Here is a 24079-nt window from a genome sequence, read left to right as displayed (position 1 = left end):
ATGGTCTCTTCTGTGGTTGTGGGTTTTTCTGTTCAGGCGGCCACGGCGGCGGTGCGCAGCCGCTGCGGGCCCAGCATCTCGGCCGTGAGCCCGAAGTCCGCGATGCGCTGCGGCAGCGGTAGGCCGCGCGCCAGCGCGGCGCAGGCCTCGCCCATGGCGGCGGAGGTCTGGATGCCGTAGCCGCCCTGCGCGGCCACCCAGAAGAAGCCGGGCGCGGCGGGCTCGAAGCCGCCAACCAGGTCGCCGTCGGCCACGAAGGAGCGCAGGCCCGCCCAGGTGCGCGTGGGCCGGCGGATGCTGAGCGTGGTGGCTTCCTCGATGTGGTGGATGGCGTAGGCGATGTCCAGCTCTTCGGGCTGCACGTCCTGCGGCTCCACGGGGTCGGCGTTGGCCGGCGAGCCGAGCAGCATGCCGGCGTCGGGCTTGATGTACCAGCTCTCGTCGGCGCCGAACACCATCGGCCAGTGGGCCACGTTCTCGCCCTCGGGCGGCGCGAAGATGAAGGCCGAGCGCCGGCGCGGCTCGATGCCCAGCGGCGGCACGCCGGCCAGGCGCGCGATGGTGTCGACCCATGCGCCGGCCGCGTTGAGCACCACGGGGGCTTCGTACACGTTGCCGCCGGCCGTGACGCGCCAGACGTCGCCGGTGCGCTCGATGGCCGTCACGCCCGCATCGCACACCAGCTTGCCGCCGGCCTGCCGCATGCCGCGCAGGTAGCCCTGGTGGATGGCGTGCACGTCCATGTCGGCCGCGTCGGGCTCGTACACCGCGCCCTGCACCTGTTCGGGCCGCAGCGCGGGCACCAGTTCGCGGGCCTGCTCGCCGGTCAGGCGCGAGGCGCCGGTGTCCATGGCGCGCAGCACTTCCCAGTGGGCCTCGAGCTCGGCCATGTGCTCGGCGCCCGCGACCATCATGGCGCCGCGCGGCGTGAGCAGCGGGTGCTCCGAGAAACCTTCGGGCGGATGCTCGAGGAAGGCGCGGCTGGCCATGGTGAGGGCGCGCACCTGCGCCGTGCCGTAGCTCTCCATGAAGAGCGCGGCCGAGCGGCCGGTGGAGTGGTAGCCCGGCTGGGACTCCCGCTCCAGGAGGATCACGCGGGCGTGCGGCGCGAGCCAGTGGGCCACCGAAGCCCCGGCAATGCCGCCGCCAATCACGAGGTAGTCGGCCACGAGGGGCGCTGGTGTATTGGAAGTCATCGGCGAAAAGTGTAGGAACAAATTTGCGGATACGCAAATTAAAAAAGGCCGAACAAGGGGAAACCATGGTGCACCGTCCTGGTGAAATTTGCGTTCACGCAATTTGCGGATACGCAACTTCCGGGCCCGGCGAGCGCCGCCCCGCATGGATGGGGCGGCACCGGGCTGGCAGAATCTCCCTGCATCACAAGAGAAAGCCAAGCGTGAATCCACACACAGGGACCAAGCCTGCGACCAGGCCGAAGGACGAGCCGCCCACGCTGGACCGCACCACTTTCGGTCATCGCCTGCGCAGCGCGCGCAAGCGTTTCGGCTGGACGCTGGCGCAGCTTGCCGAGCGCTCGGGCGTGTCGATCACCACCATTTCGCGCGCGGAGCGCGGCCAGCTCGCGCTGGGCTACGAGAACTTCACCGCGCTGGGCCGCGCGCTCGAGATGGACATGAACGCGATGTTCGCGGGCGCCGGCGTCAAGCCCGCGCAGCTCGACGGCCCGGTGGTCACGCGCGCGGGCAAGGGCGTGGTTTACCGGGGGCTTGCGATTGCCTACGAGTTCCTGGGCACCACGGCGGCAGGCAAGCAGATGAGTCCCATCGTCGGCACGGTGCACGCGCGCCGCATCAACGGGCCCGAAGATTTCGTGCGCCATGCGGGCGAGGAATTCGCCTATGTGCTGTCGGGCGAGATCGACGTGCACTTCGACAACGGCGAGGTGGTGCGCCTGTCGCGCGGCGACTCGCTGTACTTCGACAGCCGCCTGGGCCACGCCTACGTGAGCGTGAGCCGGCAGCTCGCGCGTATCGTCGGCATGACGATCGGCGAGAGCGGGCACATGCAGTCGGCACGCGAGGCGCCCGCGCTGAAGCCGCCGCGCATCGCCAAGGCGAAGGCCGGGCAACCCGCGAAGAAACAGGCGGCCCGCGGCAAGGGCTGAGAACCGGCAGGCGGCAGCGGGTGTCGCCGATTTGCTGGCCGCCGGCGAAGCGGCCGATATGCTGTGCGCCGCTCATCAACCAGAGTCGACAACACACATGACCCAGCACTCTTCCTTCTTCGTCCTCCGCTCCATTGCCGCTGCCTGCGGCCTTGCATTCGGCGCCATGGTTGCCGCCCACGCCGCACCCGACGCCAGGCTGCTGGCCGCCGCCGAGAAGGCGCAGCCGGCAGTGATCGACAACCTCAAGGAAATGGTGCTGATCGAGTCGGGCAGCCTCAACGTCGACGGCCTGCTCAAGATGGCCGACGTGGTGGAAGGGCGCCTGAAGGCTGCCGGCTTCAAGACCGAGCGACGCAAGGCGACGGCCGGCGCGGGCGCCGACATCGTGATCGCCACGCTCAAGGGCACGGGCAAGCGCAAGATCATGTTGCAGGGCCACATGGACACGGTGTACCCGGCCGGCATCCTGAACGGCCAGCCCTACAAGGTCGACGGCAACCGCATCTACGGCCCCGGCATCGCGGATGACAAGGGCGGCCTCGCGGTCATCATGGCCTCGCTGAAGATCCTGGCCGACGCCGGCTGGCGCGACTACGACACGCTCACCGTGGTGATGAACCCCGACGAGGAAGTGGGCTCGGTCGGCTCCGGCGAACTGATCGCGACCCTGGCCGACCAGCACGACACCGTGCTGTCGTTCGAGCCGACGGCGGCCAAGTCGGTGGCCAAGGGCGAATCGCTGCTGCTGGGCGCGGCCGGCATCGCCACCGCCACGCTCGAGGTGAAGGGCCGCGCTGCGCATGCCGGCGCCGCGCCGGAGCTGGGCCGCAATGCGCTGTACGAGCTGTCGTACCAGATGCTGCAGACCAAGGACCTCGCCAAGGACATCCCCGGCGTGACGCTCAACTGGACCGTGGCGCGCGCCACCGGCCCGCTCAACCAGATCACCGAGAAGGCGCAGGCACAGGGCGACGTGCGCATCACGCAGCCCGGCGCGGAGAAGAAGCTCAACGAAGCGCTGCAGGCCAAGGTTGCGGCCGGCAAGCTGATTCCCGACACCGAGACCACCGTGAAGGTGGAAGTGGGCCGCCCGGCCTTCATTGCGGGCGAGAAGGGCCGCGCGCTGGCCGAGAAGGCGCAGGCCATCTACAGGGAAATCGACCGCGACCTCGCGCTCACGCCCATGACCGGCGGCGGCACAGACGCGGGCTACGCGGGCCGCTCGGGCAAGGCCACGGTGGTGGAGAGCTTCGGCCTCGCGGGCTTCGGCTACCACGCACGCGACGAATACATCGAAGTCGATTCGATCGTGCCGCGCATCTACCTCGTCACGCGGCTGCTGACCGAGATCGGCAAGAACTGATCGAGCCTTGATGAAAAAAAGAGCCGGCCTGCGCAAGCAGCCGGCTCTTCGTTCATCAGCGAATCATCAAGGATGCTGCGGCGGCTGTCCCGGCTCGCCGGGGCGGGGTGGGCGATGGGCGGCCGCGGCCGCAGCGGCGGCCACGCGCTGTTGTTGCTGTTGCGCCTGTTGCTGGGCGTGCTGCTGCTGTTGCTGCGCCTGTTGTTGTTGCTGCTGCCGCATCTGGGCCTGACGCGCCTGCTCCTGCTGCATGTGCTGCTGCTGTTGTTGCATTTGCTGCTGCTGGCGTTGCTGCTGCATCTGCATCGCCTGTTGCTGCTGTTGCTGTTGTTGATGGGCTGCCTGTTGCTGAGCTTGCTGCTGCTGGCGGCGCATCTGCTCCATCTGTGCCTGCTGCTGCTGGCGTGCCTGGTTCTGCGCTTGTTGTTGCTGCTGCTGTTCCCGCTGGTGCTGGAGCTGCTGTTGTTGCTGCTGCGCCTGGGCCTGGGCCTGCTGCTGCGCACGCGCCTGCTGCTGGGCCTGCTGTTGCTGCATCTGCTGGCGCCTTGACTGTTCCTGCTGCGCCTGTGCTTGTGCCTGCTGCGCCTGTTGTTGCTGGCGTTCCTGGCGTTGCTGTTCGCGCTGTTGCTGCTCATGCTGCTGCGAGCCCGGTGGCTGGCCCGCGAAGCGGGCCGGCTGGTGCTGTTGCTGCGCCTGCTGTTGCGCCAGTTGCTGTGCCTGCTGTGCTTGTTGCTGGCGGCGCTGCTGGTCTTGTTGCTGCTGTTGCTGGACCTGTGCCTGCCGCGCTTGCTGTTGCTGCAGTTGCTGCGCGTGAAGCTGCTGGGCCTGTTGTTGCTGGGCCTGCTGCTGTGCACGCTGCTGTCCCTGTTGCTGCATCTGCTGCTGGCGCAGCAGGGCTTCCTGCTGGCGTGCCTGCTGCTGTTGCTGCTGTTGGGCCAGCGCGGCTTGCTGCTGCATCTGCTGTTGCTGCTGCGGCGCAAAGCCGGGAGCGGCAGCGAAGTTGGGTGCGGTGGCGCCTGCCGGCAGTCCGCGCGGCGCACCGTTATTGTTGTTGTAGACGTTGCGCACGTTGGTCACGCTGTTGACCACCGTGGTCGAGCGCGAGACGTAGGTGTTGTTGTTGTAGACCACCGCGGGGCGGTAGGCCGGTGGCGGCGGTGCGCCGGTGTCGCGGCCGCGCCAGCCCGGTGCGCCCCAGTTCATGTTCCACGAATGCCAGCCCCAGTCGTGGCGCTCCAGCGCGGCACCGACCACCACGCCCGCACCGAACGCCAGCGCGCCGGCCGCGAGCACCTGCCCCTGGCTGTAGCCAGGCGCCACCTCGACCGCCGGTGCATAGGCATAGCCCGGGTACACGGGCTGCGGCGTGCCGTAGATCACTTGCGGGTCATAGGCGGGCACGTACACAACGTCGGGCTGCACGGGCTCGATGGTGATGTACTGCGGCGGCGCCTCGATCACGGGCGGGCCGCTGTAGTACACCGCCTGCGAATCCGCAGCGGGTGCGTAGTTGCGCGGCGGCGTGGTCGCCGCGGTGACCACGCGCAGCTTGTCGTTGTTCTTGAGGCGGCCGGCCTTGGCCGCGCGCTGCCGCATGACCTGGATGGCGTTCATCACGTCGGTCGGGTCGTTGTAGTAGGCCTTGCCCAGCGATTCGGTCCACGGAATGTTGGCCGCCATCTGGTTGACCACGCTGCGGAAAGCGGTGAGCGACTTCACGCTCGGGTCCCAGGGTTGCTGGTTGGCCGCGTCGGCCAGCGGACCGGCCTTGAGGTTCGGGTTCTGCGCAAGCCAGTCGTGCGCGGCGGTGATCTGTTCGGGGTAGGTGGCGCCGGCAAGAATCTGCGCGATCAGCTTGTCCGGATAGAGCGCAATGGGCGCGACCATTTCATAGAGCTTGTCGGCCGAAGGCGGCGTGTAGGCCACCGGCACCGCGGCGGGTGCATTGTTCTGCGGGACCGAGGGCGCCGGGATCGACGAGGCGGCGGGGTCGACGGCGGCAGCCGGCGTGCCGGGTGTCTTGTTGTCGCAGCCGGCCAGGGCAATGGCCCCCATGCACAGCGAAATCGTAAGGAGCCGCGGGACTGTTGGACGATGGTTTTTTGTCATCTGGAGTTCCTTTTTGCGCCGGTGTCGTGCCCGGAACTCTTTCAACGGCGCGCGGCAACAGGCGATGACAGAGCCTGCGCCTCGGATGCAACGGCGTGTGTCGGCGGCGCGCCGTCAACACTGTCGGCGCGGGACCACAGGCCGCTGCTGCCGGCCTGAAGACCTACTTGGCGCCGCCCGTGTACTTGGTCACGTTGGCCGCGCTGACGTGGTAGCCGCTCACGCCCATCATGGAGTCGTTGCGCAGCGTCTGCAGCTTGCCGGTGACCCACACGGTGTCCATGGCGCGGAACTTGGCACCCTTCTGCGGCACCACGTGCAGGATCTGGTTGGCCGGCGGCGGCGGCGTGTGGATGCAGGCGCCGAAGTAGGGCACCAGCAGGAATTCGGTGACCTCGCCCTTGGCTTCCTCGAGTGGCACGATGAAGCCCGGGATCTTGACTTCCACGCCGTTCATCGCGGCATTGGTCGGTGCGTTGTTCGACACCTCCTGCATCTTCATGAGCAGCTCGTTGGCGCGCGGGTCGCCGTCATCGAGGGCGCTCAGGTCCATACCCTTGAACTCCTTGGCCGGGTCCCAGTCCTTGGGCACCAGTTCTTCCCAGGTGATCTGCCGCGGCTGGCCCGGCGTGGCCTTGGCGGCCGCAGGGGCCGCTGCCGCCTTGCCGCCCAGCGGGTTGGCGGCGGTGGTGTCCTTGGGTGCGGGGTCCGCGGCCCAGGCCGCGGCGGCAAGGCCGGCGCCGGCAAGCAGCATCGAAAGCCGCATGAAAGGCTGGACCGTGGGTGTCTTCTTTGCAATGCGCATGTTCATATCCTCGGGGAAAGGCCGTCCGCCAGCGAGAGGCGGTAGGCGCGGATGCCAGGCAAGAGGCTTGCCAGCCAGCCCGCGACCAGCAGGCTCGCCATCAGCAGCCATTCGTTCAGTGTAGGTTCGGAAAGGCTCAGTGTCAGCCCGAACTGCGCCTGCAGCCATGGGGAGAGCAGGGCGATGCCCAGCACCGCCATCACCACGCCGAAGGCCACGCCCAGCACGGTGACCATTGCGCCCTCGAGCGCGAGCAGTGCCAGCACATGGCGCAGCCCGGCGCCCACGGCGCGCAGCACGGCGAGTTCGCGGCGGCGCTCGTTGAGCCCCGCCATCACCACCGACACTAGCCCCGCGAGACTCACCAGCGCGACCAGCGCCGACATCAGCAGCAGCGCGTTCTCGCCGATGCCGATCACGCTCCAGAGTTCGTCGAGCGCCACGCCGGGCAGGATGGCCATCAGCGGTTCGCCGGTGTAGGTGGAAATCCAGCGCTGCACGCCGAACACGGCAGCGCGGTTCTTCAGGCCCACCAGTGCGGCCGTCACGTTCTTGGGCGTGAGGTCGAACTTGCGCACCTGCTCTGCCGGAATGTGCACGCCGGGCATCGGCGCGCCGCCCACCCATTCGAGGTGGATGGCTTCCATGGCCGGCAGGCCGATGTGCACCGTGCGGTCGACCGGCGTGCCGGTGCGCGCGAGCACGCCCACCACGGTGAAGGGCTTGTCTGCATGTTCGGCCACGTTAAGTTCGCCGCTGCCGTGCGCGAGCGTGATCTTCTGGCCCACGTGGTAGCCGAGCTTGTCGGCCACCTCGGCGCCGACCACCGCGTCGAACAGCTCGCTGAAGGGCTTGCCTTCGCGCATCTTCAGCAGTTGCCGGTCGCCGTAGCGAAAGCGCGTGAAGTACTCGGGCGAGGTGGCCAGCACCGCGAAGCCGCGGTGCGAATCGCCCAGCGACAGCGGCACCACCCAGTCGACGCCGGGGTGCGCCTGCAGCGCCTGCACGCTCTTCCACGAGATGTTGTTGGTGGCCGCGCCGATGCGGAACACCGAATACAGCAGAAGCTGCGTGGAGCCGGTGCGCGCGCCCACGATCAGGTCGGTGCCGGAAACGGAAGACGCGAAGTTCTCGCGCAGCTCGGTGCGGATGCGCTCCACGCCCAGCAGCAGGAAGGTCGACAGCGCGATCGAGAACACCGTGAGCGCGAGCGTGAAGCGGCGGTTCCATGCACTGCGCCAGGCAATCGAGAACAGCGCCTTCATGCGTCCACCGCCATCGCGCTGCTCGCTGCGCGGTTGATCTCGGGCAGCAGCACGTGCCGCACGAAACGCTGTGCGATGCGCTGGTCGTGGCTCACGAACACTAGCGCGCTGTGGTTCTGCGCGCAGGCCGTCAGCAGCACGTCGAGGAAGGCTTCGCGGCGGTCTTCGTCCAGCGCCGAGGTGGGCTCGTCCGCGATCACCACTTCAGGCTGGCCGATGAGCGCGCGCGCCGCGGCTACGCGCTGCTGTTGCCCGACCGACAGCTGCAGCGCCTGCCGCTTCCACAGGTTGCGGTCCAGGCCCATCTGCGCGAGCAGGTGCTCGGCTTCTTCGCGCGCGCTGCCGTTGCGCGAGGCCTGCGCCTCGCGCCGCGCGGAGAAGCGGCAGGGCAGCAGCACGTTGTCGATCACGCTCAGGTACGGCAGCAGGTTGAACTGCTGGAAGATGTAGCCCACGTGCGCCACGCGGCTGCGGTCGCGCTGGGTGCCCGAGAGCTTCGACCAGTCGTGGCCCAGCAGCGTGACGCGGCCTTCGTCGGCCACCAGCACGCCGGCCAGCAGCGACAGCAGCGTGCTCTTGCCGCAGCCGCTGGGGCCGTGCAGGAACACCGATTCGCCGGCGGTGATGCGAAAGGCCTCGATGTCGATGCACGGCGTCTTCACGCCGGGCCATGAGAAGCGCAGCGCTTCTGCGGCAAGTACGACGCGCAATGGCGTCGTCTCGCCCTGCGGGAAGTTGCTCACAGCGTCACTTGCCCCAGCTCAGACGGACCGGCTGCGACGCCTGAGCGCCGGCGGGGCGCTTGAGCTGGCGCTTGAACTGGCCTTGCGCGGAGGCGATCTGCGAATCGATCTGGCGCAGTCCCTTGAACGCGCCGAACAGATTCACGTCGATGAACTTCGCGGCGGACGCATTGGTGCAGTTGAAGGAGAAGGTGGCGTCGAGGTCGGCATGGCCGACGGGCTCTGCCGGGTCGGGGTTGCCCAGGCCCAGCGCGCCCGAGCGCAGGTCGACCGGGCCCAGCTTGCAGTTGGCGGCCGGGTCGACCACGAAGAGCTTGTCGGCAGCGCGCAGCACGGCCACGGCGTCTTCGACGGCTTTTTTCTCGGCGTCGGTCTTGGGCGCGCGTTCGAAGCCGACGATGTTGTCCAGCGGGGACTCCATGTCGATCACCACCGTGGGCCCGTCGACGGCCACGTCGAGCTTGAGCTGGCCGTGCACATGCGCATGCTGCTGCTGTGCCTGCGCGGAAAGGAACGGGGCGGCCGCGAACAGCGCGGCTGCCATTGCGAGACCGGTGGTGCGTCGGAGTCGGGTGTGCTTCATGGTTCAGCGCCTTGCCGGGTCGGCAGCCCCGGCGTGTTGCTCCATTCGCTCCAGCTGCCGGCATAGAGCGCGGTCGTCCCGAACCCCGCGATCTGCATCGCGAGCAGGTTGGGCACGGCGCTCACGCCACTGCCGCATTGGTGGACGACGGTCGCCGGGTCGCGTCCCGCGAGCAGCGTTTCGAACTCGGCACGCAATTGCGATGCCGGCTTGAACTTGCCGTCCGGTCCGATGTTCTCGGCGAAGGGCCGGTTCAGGGCCCCGGGGATGTGACCGGCAATCGGGTCCAGAGGTTCCACCTCTCCGCGGTAACGTGCGCCGGCACGTGCGTCGATCAGGTTCTGGTCAGGCTGGCCGAGCCGGCGCAGCACGGTGTCGGTGGTCACGAGCTTTGCAATGGGCTCGCCCGTCACGAAGTTCGACTGGAAGCGCGCGGGCTCCTCGCGGTCGGTCACCTCGCCGCCCGCGGCCTGCCATGCCTGCAGCCCGCCGTCGAGCACGGCCACTGCGTCGTGGCCCATCCACTTGAGCATCCACCACAGACGGCCGCAGTAGTTGGCGCCGTTGCGGTCGTACACCACGGCCTGCATGTCGTTCGCAAAGCCGATGCCCGAGAGCCAGGCCGCGAACTTCTCGCGGCTCGGCAGCGGGTGGCGCCCGCCGGATGCGGGCACGCCGTCTTCCTGCGCGGTCACGACTTCGCCGTGGGCGCCGGGTACGCCGTGCTTCGCGCTGAGGTCGGTGTCGAGGTTGGCGTACAGCGCGCCCGGAATGTGCGCGGCGGCGTACTGCTGCGCGCCGGCTTCGGGCTTCATGAGGTCGAAGCTGCAGTCGAACAGCATGAAGGGCTTGTCGCCGGCCTGCAGTTGGCGCAGCTGGTCGAAGGTGACGAGGGTGGTGTACATGGCGTGTGTCCTTCGTTGCCGGGGCCTGCACAGGCCCGCTTGATGCGTTTCAGTTCAATGTTCTTCGGCCGGTGCCTTGGGCACCGCCCGCTGCCGCAACACAGTGGCGGCAATGCCGCTTGCGATGATAAGAGCCATGCCGCCCCAGCCTGCGGCGTCGATGCGGTCGTTGAACAGCACCACGCCGTAGAAGGCCGCGAACACGATGCCCGAATACTGCAGGTTGGCCACCACCAGCGTACCTGCCTGGGTCTTGGCGGTGGCGTAGGCGCGGGTCATGCAGAGCTGTCCGAGGGCGGCGAGCAGGCCGATCGGCAGCAGCCACAGCGCATGCTGCCATGTCCATGAAGCACCGCCCGAAAACCCCGTGGCGGCCGTGGCGAAGGCCCCGGCCACGGCCGAGCCCACCGCGAAATAGAACACCGTGCGCAGTTCGGGCTCCCCGATGCGCGACAGCGCCACCACCTGCATGTAGGCGAAGGCGGCCGTCAGGCCCGACAGCAGGCCCAGCATGCCGGCGAAGCCTTCGTTGCCGCTGACCGTGGGCTTGAGCATGAGCACGACGCCCGCGAAGCCCGCGAGCACCGTCATGGCCAGCGTGCCCTGCAGCGGCGGGCGCTCCACCCGGCCGTCGCGCCCGGGCACCGGCACCCAGGCCAGCAGCGCGCCGCCGACCAGGAAAGCCGCGACCCACACGCTGCTCATGTAGTTGAGCGTGACGGCGGTGGCCAGCGGCAGGTGGGCGATGGCATAGAACCATGCGCCGAGCGAGATCACGCCGATGGTGCTGCGCCAGGCGTGCATGCCGGGGTAGCGGGTGGCGAGCGAGACGCCGCGGTTGCGCGCCAAAAGCCACAGGAACACGATGCCGATGAGGCCCCGGCCCAGCACCATCTCGCCGCTGTTGAACCATTCCGAGGCGATTTTCACGACCACGCTCATCGTGGCGAACAAAAAGGCGCCGAGCACCATCCAGAGCGCTTGCATCGTCAGTCAGTCTCGAAAACTAGAAGGAAATAAAAAAAGCCCGATGGTTTCATCGGGCCGTGGGCGGCAGGGGCTCAGGGCTGCTGCATCGCAGCCTTGTACCACTCGTGGAACTGCTGCATGCCGTCTTCCATGGGGCTCTGGTAAGGGCCGGTCTCGTTGTCGCCGCGCAGCATCAGCGCGCGGCGGCCAGCGTCCATGCGCTCGGCGATCTCGTCGTCTTCCGCGCAGGTTTCCATGTAGGCGGCCTGCTGGGCTTCGACGAATTCGCGCTCGAAGGCGACGATTTCCTCGGGGTAGAAGAACTCGACCATGTTGAGCGTCCTGGTCGGGCTCACCGGGTGTAGCGTGGACACGGTGAGCACGTGCGGATACCACTCGACCATCACGTGCGGGTAGTAGGTGAGCCAGATGGCGCCGTATTTCGGCGGCTTGCCGTCGCGGTACTTGAGCAGCTGCTCCTGCCATTTCTGGTAGATCGGGCTGCCCGCGCGGCCCAGGCGGTTGGCCACGCCCACCGTCTGCACCGAATAGCGCGGCTTGAACTCCCAGCGCAGGTCGTCGCAGGTGACGAAGCTGCCCAGCCCCGGGTGGAACGGGCCGACGTGGTAGTCCTCTAGGTAGACCTCGATGAAGGTCTTCCAGTTGTAGTTGCACTCGTGCAGCTCGACGCGGTCGAGCGCGTAGCCCGAGAAATCGAGGTCGGCCTGCGGGCCGAGGCCGGCCATGTCGGCAGCCACGTCGGGGCCGGAGCCGTCGGCGTTCTTCTCGAACAGAAGGCCGTTCCATTCGGTCAGCGGGTAGTTGTGCAGGTTCAGGCAGGGGTCCTGCTCGAAGTGCGGCGCGCCGATCAGGGTGCCCGTGGTGCGCGGGTCGCTCGCGGCGTAGGTCCAGCGGTGCAGCGGGCAGACGATGTTGCCGCCGGTCTGGCTCTCGAGCCGGCCCCGGCCCTGCAGGATCAGGGCCTGGCGGTGGCGGCAGACGTTGGAGATCAGCTCCACGCCCTTGGGCGTGTGGACCAGCGCGCGGCCCTGGTGCTCCTGCGGCAGGGTGTGGAAATCACCCTGTTCGGGCACGGCCAGGCGATGGCCGACATAGCGGGGCCCTCGCGCGAAAAGGTTTTGCATTTCGCGGGCATAGAGCGCCTCGTCGAAATACGCGGAAACTGGAAGTTGGCTCGCGGCCTGCTGCAGTTGAAGACTTAAATCAGACATGGAGGACCTGACCAAGCTCCCCACAGGGAGAAAAAGGAAAAAAGAACGGAAAGGCGCCGCCTGGATGGCTCGGCGGCCCGGAGAATGTGCTGGCGTTGCCAACGAGAGAAGTTCGCATTGTACCCGGGGGGCATCTTTTGGCTCGGTCCGTGCCGGGGTGGCCCGCAGGCGGTGGCCGCTTGTTCCCGTCCCAGTCCTAAAATGCCCGGTTTCACCCACGTTTCGCTTGCATGCCCAAGGTGCCAACCCCTTCCTCGTCCAGCCCGGCGGCAACGCCTGATACGGGCCCGCTGCCCGCCAGTTACGAAGCCGGGCTCCAGGAGCTGGAGAAACTGGTTGCGGAACTCGAATCAGGCCAGCTGCCCCTCGACCAGTTGCTCGTCAGCTACCAGCGCGGCGCCGCGCTGCTCGCCTTCTGCCGCGACAAGCTGCAGGCGGTCGAAGACCAGATCAAGGTGCTCGATGCGGGCAGCCTGAAGGTCTGGACTTCCGAATGAGCGCGGCCGCGACCACGGCTCCCCCCCGGTGGGACGCAAAGACCCTGGCCGGCTGGTGTGATCCCCATCTGGCGAACGTCGAGGCGGCGCTCTCGCGCTGGGTCGGCGTCGACGCCCCCGTGCTGCTGGGCGACGCCATGCGCTATGCCGTGCTCGACGGCGGCAAGCGCCTGAGGCCCCTGCTGGTGCTGGCCGCCAGCGAGGCCGTCGGCGGCAACAAGGCCGCCGCGCTGCGCGCCGCCTGCGCCACCGAGCTGATCCACGCCTATTCGCTGGTGCACGACGACCTGCCCTGCATGGACAACGACGTGCTGCGGCGCGGCAAACCCACGGTGCACGTCAAGTTCGGCGAGGCCGACGCCCTGCTGGCCGGCGACGCGCTGCAGGCGCTGGCCTTCGAGCTGCTCACGCCTGAAGGCGATGAGATCCCCGCGGCCACCCAGGCCCTGCTGTGCCGCCTGCTCGCGCGCGCCGCGGGCAGCCAGGGCATGGCCGGCGGCCAGGCCATCGACCTGGCCAGCGTGGGCATCGCGCTCGACGAAGCGCGGCTGCGCGAAATGCACCGCCTGAAGACCGGCGCGCTGCTGCAGGGCAGCGTCGAGATGGGCGCCGCCTGCGGCGCCGTGTCGCCGGCCGCGCTGGCCGCGCTGCGCGACTACGGCGCGGCCATCGGCCTCGCGTTCCAGGTGGTCGACGACATCCTCGACGTCACGGCCGACTCGCAAACCCTGGGCAAGACCGCCGGCAAGGATGCCGCGGCCGACAAGCCCACCTACGTATCGCTGCTCGGCCTCGACGGGGCGCGCGCCCAGGCCCGCCAGCTGCTGGCCGACGCGCTCGCCGCGCTGGAAAACAGCGGCCTGGCCGACACCGCCGCCCTGCGCGCACTGGCCCACATGGTGGTCGACCGCGATCGCTGAGAGAAAAGAACAAACCTCCCCCATGGCTGCTCCGCTGCTTCCCACACTCCACGACCCCGCGCCGATCCGCAAATACGACCGGGCGCAACTGCGCCAGCTGTCCGACGAGGTGCGCGCCTGCGTGCTCGACAACGTCTCGCGCACCGGCGGCCACCTGAGCTCGAACCTCGGCACGGTCGAGCTGACGGTCGCGCTGCATCACGTGTTCAACACGCCGCACGACCGGCTGGTGTGGGACGTGGGCCACCAGACGTACCCGCACAAGATCCTCACCGGCCGGCGCGAGCGCATGCCCACGCTGCGGCAGATCGGCGGCATCTCGGGCTTTCCGCAGCGCAGCGAGAGCGAGTACGACACCTTCGGCACCGCCCATTCGTCGACCAGCATCTCGGCCGCGCTGGGCATGGCCATGGCCGCCAAGCAGAAGGGCGAGGACCGCCACACCGTGGCCATCATCGGCGACGGCGCGCTCACCGCCGGCATGGCCTTCGAGGCGCTGAACAACGCGGGCGTGTGCGACTGCAAGCTGCTCGTGATCCTGAACGACAACGACATGTCGATCAGCCCGCCGGTGGGCGCGCTCAACCGCTACCTCGCGCAGCTGATGAGCGGCAATTTCTACGCCGCCGCCAAGAGCGTGGGCAAGAGCGTGCTGCGCAACGCGCCGCCGCTGTTCGAGCTGGCCAAGCGGCTGGAGCAGCATGCCAAGGGCATGGTGGTGCCGGCCACGCTGTTCGAGCAGTTCGGCTTCAACTATGTCGGCCCCATCGACGGCCACGACCTCGATTCGCTGGTGCCCACGCTCGAGAACCTCAAGCACCTGGAAGGCCCGCAGTTCCTGCACGTGGTCACCAAGAAGGGGCAGGGCTACAAGCTGGCCGAGGCCGACCCGGTGGCCTACCACGGCCCCGGCAAGTTCGATCCGCAGGTGGGGCTGGTCAAGTCCACCGCCCCGGCCAAGCAGACCTTCACGCAGGTGTTCGGCCAGTGGCTGTGCGACACGGCCGCCGCCGACGGCCGCCTCGTGGGCATCACGCCCGCGATGCGCGAGGGCTCGGGGCTCGTGGAGTTCGAGAAGCGCTTCCTCGGCCGCTACTACGACGTCGGCATCGCCGAGCAGCACGCCGTCACCTTCGCCGCCGGCCTGGCCTGCGAAGGGCTGAAGCCGGTGGTCGCCATCTACTCGACCTTCCTGCAGCGCGCCTACGACCAGCTGATCCACGACGTGGCGATCCAGAACCTGCCGGTGGTGTTCGCGCTCGACCGCGCGGGCCTCGTGGGTGCCGACGGCGCCACGCACGCGGGTGCCTACGACATTCCGTTCCTGCGCTGCATTCCGAACATGAGCATCGCGTGCCCGGCCGACGAGCGCGAGTGCCGCCAGCTGCTGTCCAGCGCCTACGAGCAGAGCCACCCGGTGGCGGTGCGCTATCCGCGCGGCTCGGGCGCCGGCGTGGCGCCGCACCTCACGCTCGACGCACTGCCCCTGGGCAAGGGCGAGATCCGCCGCGAAGGCAAGCGCATTGCGATCCTCGCCTTCGGCACGCTGCTGTATCCGGCGCTCGCGGCGGCCGAGTCGCTCGACGCCACGGTGGTCAACATGCGCTGGGCCAAGCCGCTGGACGTCGAACTGCTGCTGCAGGTCGCGCGCACGCACGATGCCATCGTGACGCTGGAAGAGGGCGCCATCATGGGCGGCGCCGGCAGCGCGGTGCTCGAGGCGCTGCAGGCTGCCAACGTGCAGAAGCCGGTGCTGCAGCTGGGCTTGCCCGACCAGTTCATCGAGCATGGCGATCCGGCGAAGCTGCTGGCCGGCATCGGGCTCGATGCGGCGGGTATCGAGAAATCCATCGCGGACCGCTTCGGCCGCAACTGAGGTTTCGGTCTTGCTCCTTCCCCCTCTGGGGGAAGGCTGGGATGGGGGCAAGCGGCTTTAAAACATGCCGCCGTGGTGCAACTGCCGCTAGCCCCCACCCCGACCCTCCCCCAGCGGGGGAGGGAGGAATACCAAAGACCCGTCAGCTCCCCAGGTACGCGTCCTGCACCTTCGGGTTGCCCAGCAGATCCCGCCCGGTGCCCGACAGCACGATGCTGCCCGTCTCGATCACATAGGCCCGGTCCGCGATCTTCAGTGCCTGGCGCACGTTCTGCTCCACCAGGAAGATCGTCAGCCCCTGCTTGTTGATCTCGCGCAGCGTGCGGAAGATGTCCTGCACGATGATCGGCGCCAGGCCCATCGAGGGCTCGTCCAGCAGCAGCACGCGCGGCTTGGCCATCAGGGCGCGGCCGATGGCCAGCATCTGCTGCTCGCCGCCCGAGAGGTTGCCGGCCAGGCCGTCGGCCCGGTCCTTCAGCACCGGGAAGAGGGCGTAGATGCGTTCCAGGTCGGCCGCGCGGGCCGCGGCGCCATCGCGGCGCGTGTAGCCGCCCAGCTCCAGGTTGTCGCGCACCGTGAGCGTGGTCAGCGTGGCGCGGCCCTCGGCCACCTGCACCACGCCGCCGGCCACGATCTTGTGGGGCGACAGCGCGGTGATGTCCTGGCCCGCGAACAGCACGCGCCCGCTCGTCTTCTTGACGAGGCCCGACAGCGCCAGCAGCGTGGTCGACTTGCCCGCGCCGTTGGCGCCCACCAGCGTGGTGATCTGCCCTTCGTGCAATTCGAAATCGATGCCCTTCACCGCCTGCACATGGCCGAAGTTCACCTTCAGGTCCTGCACCTGCAGCAATGGGGTCGTGGTGCCGGCGCTCATGCCGCGGTCTCCTGGTCGTTCGTGGCTTCGTCGTCTTCGCGGCCGAGGTAGGCCTCGATCACCTGCGGGTCGTTGCGGATCTGCTCGGGGCCGCCGCGCGCGATGATGCGGCCGAAGTTCAGCACCGCGATCTGCTGGCACAGCCCCATCACGAAGCGCATGTCGTGCTCGATCATGAAGACCGTGAAGCCGCGCGCCGCGATGTTCTCTATCTCGACCATCAGCTCGCTCTTCTCGGTGCTGTTCATGCCGGCCACCGGCTCGTCGAGCAGCAGCAGGGTGGGCTCGGTGGCCAGCGCGCGTGCCAGCTCCAGCTTGCGCTGGTCGCCGTAGGAGAGGTTGTCGGCCACGTCGTTGGCCTTGTGGTCCAGCTTGACCCAGCTCAGCAGTTCGCGCGCGCGGTCGCGGGCGCGCTTTTCCTCGCTGCGGAACAGGCCCGTGCTCGCGAGCAGGCCCAGCGGGCCGTAGCGCAGCTTGGCGTCCATGCCCACGGTCACGTTTTCCAGCAGCGACATCTCCTTGAAGATGCGGATGTTCTGGAAGGTGCGCGCGATGCCGCCACGGGTGATCTGGAAGGGCTTGCGGCCCGCCAGGTCCTGGCCCTGGAAGTGGATGGTGCCGCTGGTGGTGGGCAGCAGGCCGGTGATCAGGTTGAACACCGTCGTCTTGCCGGCGCCGTTCGGGCCGATCAGCCCGAAGATCCCGCCCTTCGGAATGTCCAGGTTCACGTCCTGCAGGACCTTGAGCCCGCCGAAGTGGCGCGACACGTTCTTCAACGTGAGAAGGGTGTTGTCGCTCATGCCGCGCTCCCCTTGCGTCCGAACCACTGGCGGATGCGCGCCGGGTCCCAGATGCCCTTGGGCAGGAACAGCACGATCAGCACCAGGATGAAGCCATTGACCACCAGGCGGAAGGCACCCAGGCCGCGCAGCGTTTCCGGCAGCAGCGTGAGGATGGTGCCGCCCAGCACCGGGCCGGTGAGGCTGCCGATGCCGCCGAGGATGGCCATCGTCAGGATGTCGACCGCGCGGTTGAAGCCGTATTCGGCCGGGCCGATGAAGAAGGTCAGGTGCGCGTTCAGCGTGCCCGCCAGGCCGGCAATGGCGCCGCCCAGTACGAAGGCCAGCATCTTGTGGCCCGCCACGTCGATGCCCATCAGGCCGGCGGCGGTCTCGTCTTCCTTGATGGCCTCGAAGGCGCGCCCGACCTTGGAGCGGCGGATGCGCCACAGCACCAGCAGCACGAGCACCAGCGCCAGCGCCACGTGCCACCACTCGGTGGATTGCGGAATGCCGTTCAGGCCCAGCGCGCCGCCCGTGAGCGACTCGGCGTTCAGGATGGCGATGCGCACCACCTCGCCGAAGGCCAGCGTGGCCATGGCCAGGTACACGCCCGACAGCCGCAGCGTCGGCTTGCCGATGATGAAGGCGACCAGCGCCGGCGCGGCCATGCCCGCGGCAATGGCCACCGGGAACGGCGCGCCGTAGTTCAGCGTGAGGATCGACGCGGTGTACGCGCCGATGCCCATGAATGCGGCGTTGGCCAGCGCCAGCATGCCGCAGGCGAGGGTGAGCCAGATCGAGAGCGCCAGCAGCCCGTTGATGCCCAGCGAGAGCACCAGGTTGCTGTAGACCGACCAGAAGTTGTCGAAGGCTTCCATCAGACCTTGCGCTCCTTCAGCGAACCGAACAGGCCCTTCGGGCGCACCAGCAGCACGAGGAACAGCAGGCCGAAGGCCACCGCGTCGCGCATGTTGGAGCCCACGTAGGCCACCGACAGCACCTCGGCGAAACCGAGGAACAGGCCGCCGAGCAGCGCGCCGCGGATGTCGCCCATGCCGCCCAGGATGATCACCGCGATGCCCTTCTCGAGCATCGGCTGGCCCATCAGCGGGAAGAGCGCGTTCGAGTACAGCCCGATCAGCACGCCCGCCACGCCGCCCAGGCCGGCGGCCACGAACGAGGTCAGGAAGAACAGGCCCTCGACGTTCACGCCCACCAGGTACGCCGCCTTGGGCGACTCGGCAATGGCGCGCAGCGCGCGGCCCAGTTGGGTGCGCTGCAGCGACAGCATCAGCACGCCCATCAGCACGAACGATGCGAGCACGATGCCCAGTTCGAGCACGGTGACGTGGATGCCGGCGAACACCAGCGCGTCGTCGGGAATGGTGCCGGGCGGGAAGCGCAGGTTCTCCGCGCCGAAGATGCCCTGGATGCCGTTGTTCAGGATGATGGCCACGCCGATGGTGGCGATCATCGGGATCAGGTGGGGTGCGTTGCGCTTGCGCAGCGGTTTGAGCACCAGCACGTCGACCAGGAACCCCAGCACGCCGCAGAAGGCAAAGGCGAATGGCAGGCCGACCCACAGCGGCATGCCCGACACGCGCATGAATTCGGCCGCGGCATACGCGCCGACCATGAACACCGCGCCGTGCGAGAGGTTGATGACGCCGAGCACGCCGAAGATGAGTGTGAAGCCGAGCGCGAAGAGTGCGTAGACGCACCCCAGCGACAAGGCATTGACAAGCTGCTGATCGAGCACGATGGGCTTTCGTCAGGCCGCGGCACGAGGCGTGTTGCGGCAAATCAAAAAAGAAAACGGCGCAGTGACTGTCCTGCGCCATATGCGGGGGCATGGCGGGCCGCGCGGCCCGCCACCGGGACTGCTTGCTTACTTCTCGATCACGAACGCGGTGCCCTTCGTGACACTCACGATGGCCGTCTGCTGCGCGTCGTAGCCGGCGGGCTTGCCGGCCTTGTCCTTGGCGCGTGTGAAGGCGAAGGCGCCGGTGGCGCCGGTCCACTTCACGTTGGGCAGCGCGTCGCGCAGGGCGGTGCGGTCGGCCGCCAGGTTGCCCGACAGCTTCACGCCCTTGAGCGCCTGGGCCACCACGTACAGGCCGTCGTAGGCCTGCGCGGCGAACTGGTCGGGCGCCATCTTGAACTTGTCGTTGTAGGCCTTCTGGAACTTGGTGTTCTCGGGTGTGGCGTTGCTGGCCGACCAGGGGCTGCCGACGTACAGGTTGTCCGAGCTGCCCTTGGCCAGGTCGAAGATCTTGGTCGAGTTCATGCCGTTGCCGCCGATGACCGGCACGTTCAGGCCGAGCTGGCGGGCCTGCACCATGATCGGCGCGCCTTCGGCCAGCAGTGCCGACAGCACGATGGCGTCGGGGTTGGTGGCCTTGATCTTGGTGAGCTGGGCCTTGAAGTCGACGTCGCCCTTGGCGAAGGTCTCGGTCGTGGTCACGGGCAGCTTCAGGTCTTCCAGGGCCTTCTTGAAGTTGTCGTAGCCGCTCTTGGTGAACACGTCGTCGTTGCCGTACAGCACGGCGACCTTCTTCACGTTGCCGTGCTTGATGGCCACGCGCAGGGTCTCGGGCAGCACGTCGGCTTCGGTCACGGAGTTGCGGAACACGTAGTCGCCGATCGAGGTGATGCCGTCGGCCGTGTTCGAGGTGCCGAAGGCCACGGTCTTGGCGGCCTGGGCGATCGGGTCGGCCGCCTGGGCCGAGTTCGACAGCGTGGGGCCGAAGGTCATCAGGACCTTGTCCTGGAAGATCAGCTTCTTGAAGACGTTGATCGCGTCCTCCTTCTTGCCTTGCTCGTCCTCGACGGCCAGCACGATCTTGTCGCCGTTGATGCCGCCGGCGGCGTTGATTTCGTCCGCGGCCAGCTGGAAGCCGTTGCGGATGGCGGCGCCGTACTGCGCGGCACCGCCGGACAGGGCGGCTGCGACGCCGATCTTGATGTCGGCGGCTTGCGCGCCGAAAGCGGTGGCCGCGGCGAACGCGAGCAGTGCGGGCTTGAAGGAGTTAGGGAGTCTCATGTCTTGATGCTGTTTCCAGCGGTGTATGTAAGGCGATATAACATTTTATGCCTCGTCTACACGAGACCGAGTTCGCGCGCGACAGGGGGAGGCGCCGGGCGCAGGGTAAACCCCCGCCGGAGGCTGTAAGCGCGTTTTTACAATCGCCCGGGCTTATACAAAAGTCCCCAACGCGGTCACAAGCCGCGTTTTGTTTTTTCAAAGAACTCGGAGAGCTATCAATGGATCGTCGTTCCCTAATCAAAAACGCCGGCATCGCCGGCGTTTTGGCTGCCGGCATTGCGCCTGCCGTTCATGCGCAGACCGCAGTCCGCTGGCGCCTGGCCTCGAGCTTCCCGCGCTCGCTCGACACGATTTTCGGCAGCGCCGAAATGCTGTCGAAGACCGTCAAGGCACTGTCCGGCGGCAAGTTCGAAATCTCGGTCCACCCCGCCGGCGAGCTGATGCCCGCATTCGGCGTGGTCGACGCACTGCAGGGCGACACGCTCGAAATGGCGCAGACCGCCGCCTATTACTTCACCGGCAAGGATCCGATCTTCGCGTTCAGCTGCGCAGTGCCCTTCGGCCTGACCGCACGCCAGACCGACTCGTGGAAAGAGTACGGCAACGGCCGCAAGCTGCTCGACGCCTTCTTCGCGCAATACAACTTCCGCACAGCCAGCGCCGGCAACACCGGCACGCAGATGGGCGGCTGGTACCGCAAGGAGATCAAGACGGTCGCCGACCTCAAGGGCCTGAAGATGCGCATGGGCGGCGGCGTGTTCGGCGAGGCCATGGCCAAGCTGGGCGTGGTGTCGCAGAACATGCCCGCCGGCGACGTGTACCAGGCGCTCGAAAAGGGCACGCTGGACGCCGCCGAGTTCGTCGGTCCCTACGACGACGAGAAGCTGGGCTTCAACAAGGTGGCCCCGTACTACTACTACCCCGGCTGGTGGGAAGGCGGCGCCGACCTCGAGTTCTTCATCAACAACAAGGCCTTCGCCAAGCTGTCGGACGAGAACAAGGCCATCCTCGACGCGGCCACCAAGGTCGCCGCGCGCGACATGATCGCCAAGTACGACGCCTACAACCCGGTGGCGCTCAAGCGCCTGGTTGCCGCCAAGACCGAACTCAAGCCGTTCCCCAAGGCCGTGATGGACGCGGGCTTCAAGGCCTCGATGGAAGTCTTCGCCGAGCACGAAGCCAAGTCGCCCGAGTTCAAGAAGATCCACCAGGACATGCGCGCCTTCCAGCGCGACCAGATCCTGTGGAACCGCTTCTCGGAGTACCCGTTCAACCAGTACATGAACTCGGTCAAGATCTGATACCGACGCGACCCGCATGAAAAAGGCCGCCCCGTGCAAACGGGGCGGCCTTTTGGCTTGCGGGGCCGTTCAGGGCTTCTGCTGCTGCTTGAGCGCGTCCTGCATGGCCTTCATGGGATCGGTCTCGCCGCTGTCGGCCGGCGCGGCCTCGGGGGCCGGTGCCGGTGCGGCGCCTTCCGCGCCCGGCTGCGGTTCGGCGCCCGGCGCGGCTTCCTCGGGGCCGCCGTAGGGGTCGGCGGCCGGTCCGCCGTCCTCGGGCTTCAGGCTGTCGCGCATCTGCGCCCCGATGTCGTCGAGGTTGACCTTCACCTCCTTGTCGAGCGCGCCCGTCACGATCTGCGGGAACGCGATCAGCACGCCCACCATGGTGAGCTGAATCAGCACGAACGGGATCGCACCCTTGTAGATCTGCATCGTCGTCACCGGCTCCATGACCTTCTGGGTCACGCGGTCAACGTATTGCTTGTCGGGTGCGACGGAGCGCAGGAAGAACAGCGCGAAGCCGAAGGGCGGGTGCATGAACGAGGTCTGCATGTTCACAGCCAGCAGCACGCCGAACCAGATCAGGTCGATGCCCAGCTTGTGGGCCACGGGCGCCAGCAGCGGCACCACGATGAACGACAGCTCGAAGTAGTCCAGGAAGAACGCCAGGAAGAACACCAGCACGTTCACCGCGATCAGGAAGCCCACCGGGCCGCCGGGCAGCGACGACAGCAGGTGCTCGACCCAGATCGGGCCGTCGGCGGCCTGGAACACCAGGCTGAACACCGTGGCGCCGATCAGGATGAACATCACGAAGCTCGACAGCTTGGTGGTGGAGGCCAGCGCCTGCTTCAGCAGCGTGAGGCTCATGCGCCGGCGCACCCAGGCCATGATCAGCGCGCCCAGGGCGCCCATTGCGCCGCCTTCGGTGGGCGTGGCCACGCCCAGGAAGATGGTGCCCAGCACCAGGAAGATCAGCAGCAGCGGCGGAATGAGCACGAAGGTCACGCGCTCGGCCAGCCGCGACAGCAGGTTGAGCTTCAGGCCCTTGTTGATCAGCGCGATCACCAGGGCCACGAACACGCCGCCGCACATGGCGACCACGACCTTCTCGTCGGTGGCCACCGAGGTCACTTCCTGGCCCTGGAACCAGGTGTGCACCGCCGCCATGTTGCGCGCCAGCCAGACCGCCACCACGGCCGACAGCGCGGCGAGCGCCACCAGCGACGTGTAGCCGCCGCTGCCGTTGGGTTCGCGGAAGGTGCGGGCCTCGGGCGGCAGCGCCGGCACCTGCGCGGGCCGGAAGATCGCGAGGAACACGACATAGACCACGTACAGGCCCATCAGCATGAAGCCGGGCAGGAAGGCGCCCTTGTACATGTCGCCGACGCTCTTGCCGAGCTGGTCGGCCATGATGATCAGCACCAGCGAGGGCGGGATGATCTGCGCCAGCGTGCCCGATGCGGCAATCACGCCGCTGGACAGCCGCCGGTCGTAGCCGTAGCGCAGCATGATCGGCAGCGAGATCAGGCCCATCGAGATGACCGATGCCGCCACCACGCCGGTGGTGGCCGCCAGCAGCGCGCCGACGAAGATCACCGCCAGCGCCAGGCCGCCGCGCATCGGCCCGAAGACCTGGCCGACCGTGTCGAGCAGGTCCTCGGCCATGCCGCTGCGCTCCAATATGAGCCCCATGAGCGTGAAGAAGGGCACCGCCAGCAGTGTGTCGTTGGCCATGATGCCGATCAGCCGCTGGGGCAGCCAGGCCATCACCGACGACTGGAACACGCCGAGCTCGATGCCGACGAGACCGAAGAACAGGCCGCAGGCCCCGAGGCTGAATGCGACGGGATAGCCCAGCAGCAGGAAGCAGATCAGCCCCGCGAACATGATCGGGGCGAAGTTGGCAACAATGAATTCCATGGTGTCTGTGCTCGGCCGTTCAGTGTTGCGTGCCGGGAGCGGCCGTGCCGGCCTTGGCTGCGTCTTTCTCGGCCTGCAGGCGCAGGGCTTCGATCAGCTCGGCCTCGGCCGTCTTGTCGGTCAGCCGGCCCATGGGGTCGGGGCCTTGGCCGCGCAGGAACGCGATGCGCTTGATCAGCTCGGACCAGCCCTGCAGCATCAGCAGCACGAAGCCGGCCGGCAGCGCCGCCCACACGGGCCAGCGGATCAGCCCGCCCGAGTTGCCGGACATCTCGCCCGACTTGTACATCTGGATCACCACGGGCATCGACAGGTAGAGCACCGTCAGGCACAGCGGCGTCAGGAAGAATGCGAAGCCGATGATGTCGATCCACACCTGCTTGCGCTTGGACAGGCGGCTGTTGATGACGTCGATGCGCACGTGCTCGCGGTGCAGCAGCGTGAAGCCGGCGGCGATCAGGAACGACCAGGCGAACAGATACCACTGCACTTCGAGAAACGCGTTGGAGCTGGTGTTGAATATCTTGCGCACCACCGCGTTGAGGGCGCTGATCACCGTGGCGGCCAGGATCAGCCAGATCGCGTATTTGCCCACCTGGGCGTTGAGCCAGTCGATGGCCCGGGAAAGCTTGAGCAAGCCTTGCATTTCATCTCCATTTTTGTATTGGATGCCCCACATACGACCGCACCCGACGCACTGGCCTTGTGTGCCAGCGGGTCGGGTGCGTGAGGCGGTGCGGATTCTATCGATGTAATCGAAAGTGTCTTCTGGG

22 protein-coding genes are annotated in these 24079 nt (G+C 67.7%); 6 read left to right on the top strand and 16 right to left on the bottom strand.

What is annotated here, in order from left to right:
- Window positions 1–32: 32 nt before the first annotated feature.
- Entirely contained in the window at window positions 33–1196 is a 1164-nt protein-coding gene (locus QRN67_RS12395) for an NAD(P)/FAD-dependent oxidoreductase (protein ID WP_285412004.1), read from the bottom strand.
- A gap of 203 nt (window positions 1197–1399) precedes the next feature.
- Here QRN67_RS12395 and QRN67_RS12390 point away from each other — a divergent pair, with 203 nt between their 5' ends.
- A complete protein-coding gene (locus QRN67_RS12390) occupies window positions 1400–2128 on the top strand; it encodes a helix-turn-helix domain-containing protein (protein WP_106935205.1) in 729 nt (242 codons plus the stop codon).
- Between the two features lie 97 nt (window positions 2129–2225).
- Entirely contained in the window at window positions 2226–3494 is a 1269-nt protein-coding gene (locus tag QRN67_RS12385; RefSeq protein ID WP_081266858.1) for a M20/M25/M40 family metallo-hydrolase, read from the top strand.
- A 66-nt stretch (window positions 3495–3560) separates the two neighbouring features.
- On the opposite strand, the gene QRN67_RS12380 is transcribed toward QRN67_RS12385, so the two are convergent.
- From QRN67_RS12380 to QRN67_RS12345, 8 genes are all read right to left on the bottom strand, one after another.
- Complete coding sequence (locus tag QRN67_RS12380) at window positions 3561–5549, bottom strand: DUF3300 domain-containing protein (protein ID WP_285412003.1); 1989 nt, start codon at window positions 5547–5549, stop codon at window positions 3561–3563.
- Between the two features lie 217 nt (window positions 5550–5766).
- Window positions 5767–6408, bottom strand: a complete 642-nt coding sequence (locus QRN67_RS12375; RefSeq protein ID WP_081266943.1) for a DUF3299 domain-containing protein — start codon at window positions 6406–6408, stop codon at window positions 5767–5769.
- Window positions 6409–6410: 2 nt separating this feature from the next.
- Window positions 6411–7673, bottom strand: a complete 1263-nt coding sequence (locus tag QRN67_RS12370; protein WP_081266856.1) for an ABC transporter permease — start codon at window positions 7671–7673, stop codon at window positions 6411–6413.
- Window positions 7670–8416, bottom strand: a complete 747-nt coding sequence (locus tag QRN67_RS12365; RefSeq protein WP_285412001.1) for an ABC transporter ATP-binding protein — start codon at window positions 8414–8416, stop codon at window positions 7670–7672. Before QRN67_RS12365 ends, QRN67_RS12370 begins: the two co-directional genes overlap by 4 nt.
- A 4-nt stretch (window positions 8417–8420) precedes the next feature.
- Window positions 8421–8999, bottom strand: coding sequence for a DUF2796 domain-containing protein (locus QRN67_RS12360; RefSeq protein WP_285412000.1), 579 nt, complete (start codon window positions 8997–8999; stop codon window positions 8421–8423).
- On the bottom strand, window positions 8996–9904 hold the full coding sequence (locus tag QRN67_RS12355) for a sulfurtransferase (RefSeq protein WP_285411999.1): 909 nt from the start codon (window positions 9902–9904) through the stop codon (window positions 8996–8998). Before QRN67_RS12355 ends, QRN67_RS12360 begins: the two co-directional genes overlap by 4 nt.
- 54 nt (window positions 9905–9958) lie before the next feature.
- Entirely contained in the window at window positions 9959–10891 is a 933-nt protein-coding gene (locus QRN67_RS12350; protein WP_234382721.1) for a DMT family transporter, read from the bottom strand.
- Between the two features lie 74 nt (window positions 10892–10965).
- Entirely contained in the window at window positions 10966–12105 is a 1140-nt protein-coding gene (locus QRN67_RS12345; RefSeq protein ID WP_285411998.1) for an aromatic ring-hydroxylating oxygenase subunit alpha, read from the bottom strand.
- Between the two features lie 230 nt (window positions 12106–12335).
- Between QRN67_RS12345 and xseB the strand changes: the two genes are divergently transcribed.
- Genes xseB through dxs form a run of 3 tightly spaced genes read left to right on the top strand, consistent with a single transcriptional unit; the run spans window position 12336 to window position 15398 of the window.
- Window positions 12336–12602 carry an exodeoxyribonuclease VII small subunit gene (gene xseB, locus QRN67_RS12340; protein ID WP_081266851.1) on the top strand — a complete coding sequence of 89 codons (267 nt, stop codon included), beginning with the start codon at window positions 12336–12338 and terminating at the stop codon, window positions 12600–12602.
- Entirely contained in the window at window positions 12599–13522 is a 924-nt protein-coding gene (locus tag QRN67_RS12335; RefSeq protein ID WP_285411997.1) for a polyprenyl synthetase family protein, read from the top strand. Before xseB ends, QRN67_RS12335 begins: the two co-directional genes overlap by 4 nt.
- A gap of 22 nt (window positions 13523–13544) precedes the next feature.
- Window positions 13545–15398 carry a 1-deoxy-D-xylulose-5-phosphate synthase gene (dxs, locus tag QRN67_RS12330; protein WP_285411996.1) on the top strand — a complete coding sequence of 618 codons (1854 nt, stop codon included), beginning with the start codon at window positions 13545–13547 and terminating at the stop codon, window positions 15396–15398.
- Window positions 15399–15540: 142 nt separating this feature from the next.
- Here dxs and QRN67_RS12325 read toward each other — a convergent pair whose 3' ends face one another.
- From QRN67_RS12325 to QRN67_RS12305, 5 genes are all read right to left on the bottom strand, one after another.
- Entirely contained in the window at window positions 15541–16272 is a 732-nt protein-coding gene (locus tag QRN67_RS12325; RefSeq protein WP_285411995.1) for an ABC transporter ATP-binding protein, read from the bottom strand.
- The gene (locus QRN67_RS12320) at window positions 16269–17072 is read right to left on the bottom strand and encodes an ABC transporter ATP-binding protein (RefSeq protein WP_081266847.1); all 804 of its coding nucleotides are present in this window, start codon (window positions 17070–17072) and stop codon (window positions 16269–16271) included. The genes QRN67_RS12325 and QRN67_RS12320 overlap by 4 nt, the downstream gene beginning before the upstream one ends.
- Window positions 17069–17932, bottom strand: coding sequence for a branched-chain amino acid ABC transporter permease (locus QRN67_RS12315; protein WP_081266846.1), 864 nt, complete (start codon window positions 17930–17932; stop codon window positions 17069–17071). The genes QRN67_RS12320 and QRN67_RS12315 overlap by 4 nt, the downstream gene beginning before the upstream one ends.
- Window positions 17932–18813 carry a branched-chain amino acid ABC transporter permease gene (locus QRN67_RS12310; RefSeq protein ID WP_081266845.1) on the bottom strand — a complete coding sequence of 294 codons (882 nt, stop codon included), beginning with the start codon at window positions 18811–18813 and terminating at the stop codon, window positions 17932–17934. The genes QRN67_RS12315 and QRN67_RS12310 overlap by 1 nt, the downstream gene beginning before the upstream one ends.
- Window positions 18814–18942: 129 nt before the next feature.
- Window positions 18943–20097, bottom strand: coding sequence for an ABC transporter substrate-binding protein (locus QRN67_RS12305; protein WP_106935196.1), 1155 nt, complete (start codon window positions 20095–20097; stop codon window positions 18943–18945).
- Between the two features lie 221 nt (window positions 20098–20318).
- On the opposite strand from QRN67_RS12305, the gene QRN67_RS12300 reads away from it, so the two are divergent.
- Complete coding sequence (locus QRN67_RS12300) at window positions 20319–21401, top strand: TRAP transporter substrate-binding protein (RefSeq protein ID WP_081266844.1); 1083 nt, start codon at window positions 20319–20321, stop codon at window positions 21399–21401.
- A 69-nt stretch (window positions 21402–21470) separates the two neighbouring features.
- On the opposite strand, the gene QRN67_RS12295 is transcribed toward QRN67_RS12300, so the two are convergent.
- Window positions 21471–23306: a TRAP transporter large permease gene (locus tag QRN67_RS12295; protein WP_106935195.1), complete on the bottom strand. Its 1836-nt coding sequence runs from the start codon at window positions 23304–23306 to the stop codon at window positions 21471–21473.
- A gap of 19 nt (window positions 23307–23325) precedes the next feature.
- Window positions 23326–23952 carry a TRAP transporter small permease subunit gene (locus QRN67_RS12290; RefSeq protein WP_081266842.1) on the bottom strand — a complete coding sequence of 209 codons (627 nt, stop codon included), beginning with the start codon at window positions 23950–23952 and terminating at the stop codon, window positions 23326–23328.
- Between the last annotated feature and the right edge of the window lie 127 nt (window positions 23953–24079).

The sequence above is a fragment of the Variovorax sp. efr-133-TYG-130 genome (assembly GCF_030208835.1).
Classification (GTDB): domain Bacteria; phylum Pseudomonadota; class Gammaproteobacteria; order Burkholderiales; family Burkholderiaceae_C; genus Variovorax.
The sequence above is the reverse complement of the archived record's forward strand: the minus strand, read 5'-3'. Positions and strand labels throughout refer to the sequence as shown.

Bases quoted from the DNA above. Each gene is read 5' to 3' on its own strand.
- QRN67_RS12370 (WP_081266856.1), bottom strand. From the start codon at position 7,673: ATGAAGGCGCTGTTCTCGATTGCCTGGCGCAGTGCATGGAACCGCCGC.
- QRN67_RS12295 (WP_106935195.1), bottom strand. From the start codon at position 23,306: ATGGAATTCATTGTTGCCAACTTCGCCCCGATCATGTTCGCGGGGCTG.
- QRN67_RS12355 (WP_285411999.1), bottom strand. From the start codon at position 9,904: ATGTACACCACCCTCGTCACCTTCGACCAGCTGCGCCAACTGCAGGCC.
- QRN67_RS12315 (WP_081266846.1), bottom strand. From the start codon at position 17,932: ATGGAAGCCTTCGACAACTTCTGGTCGGTCTACAGCAACCTGGTGCTC.
- QRN67_RS12305 (WP_106935196.1), bottom strand. From the start codon at position 20,097: ATGAGACTCCCTAACTCCTTCAAGCCCGCACTGCTCGCGTTCGCCGCG.
- QRN67_RS12385 (WP_081266858.1), top strand. From the start codon at position 2,226: ATGACCCAGCACTCTTCCTTCTTCGTCCTCCGCTCCATTGCCGCTGCC.
- QRN67_RS12335 (WP_285411997.1), top strand. From the start codon at position 12,599: ATGAGCGCGGCCGCGACCACGGCTCCCCCCCGGTGGGACGCAAAGACC.
- xseB (WP_081266851.1), top strand. From the start codon at position 12,336: ATGCCCAAGGTGCCAACCCCTTCCTCGTCCAGCCCGGCGGCAACGCCT.
- QRN67_RS12350 (WP_234382721.1), bottom strand. From the start codon at position 10,891: ATGCAAGCGCTCTGGATGGTGCTCGGCGCCTTTTTGTTCGCCACGATG.
- QRN67_RS12320 (WP_081266847.1), bottom strand. From the start codon at position 17,072: ATGAGCGACAACACCCTTCTCACGTTGAAGAACGTGTCGCGCCACTTC.
- QRN67_RS12395 (WP_285412004.1), bottom strand. From the start codon at position 1,196: ATGACTTCCAATACACCAGCGCCCCTCGTGGCCGACTACCTCGTGATT.
- QRN67_RS12375 (WP_081266943.1), bottom strand. From the start codon at position 6,408: ATGCGCATTGCAAAGAAGACACCCACGGTCCAGCCTTTCATGCGGCTT.
- QRN67_RS12360 (WP_285412000.1), bottom strand. From the start codon at position 8,999: ATGAAGCACACCCGACTCCGACGCACCACCGGTCTCGCAATGGCAGCC.
- QRN67_RS12325 (WP_285411995.1), bottom strand. From the start codon at position 16,272: ATGAGCGCCGGCACCACGACCCCATTGCTGCAGGTGCAGGACCTGAAG.
- QRN67_RS12345 (WP_285411998.1), bottom strand. From the start codon at position 12,105: ATGTCTGATTTAAGTCTTCAACTGCAGCAGGCCGCGAGCCAACTTCCA.
- QRN67_RS12300 (WP_081266844.1), top strand. From the start codon at position 20,319: ATGGATCGTCGTTCCCTAATCAAAAACGCCGGCATCGCCGGCGTTTTG.
- QRN67_RS12290 (WP_081266842.1), bottom strand. From the start codon at position 23,952: ATGCAAGGCTTGCTCAAGCTTTCCCGGGCCATCGACTGGCTCAACGCC.
- QRN67_RS12380 (WP_285412003.1), bottom strand. From the start codon at position 5,549: ATGGGGGCCATTGCCCTGGCCGGCTGCGACAACAAGACACCCGGCACG.
- dxs (WP_285411996.1), top strand. From the start codon at position 13,545: ATGGCTGCTCCGCTGCTTCCCACACTCCACGACCCCGCGCCGATCCGC.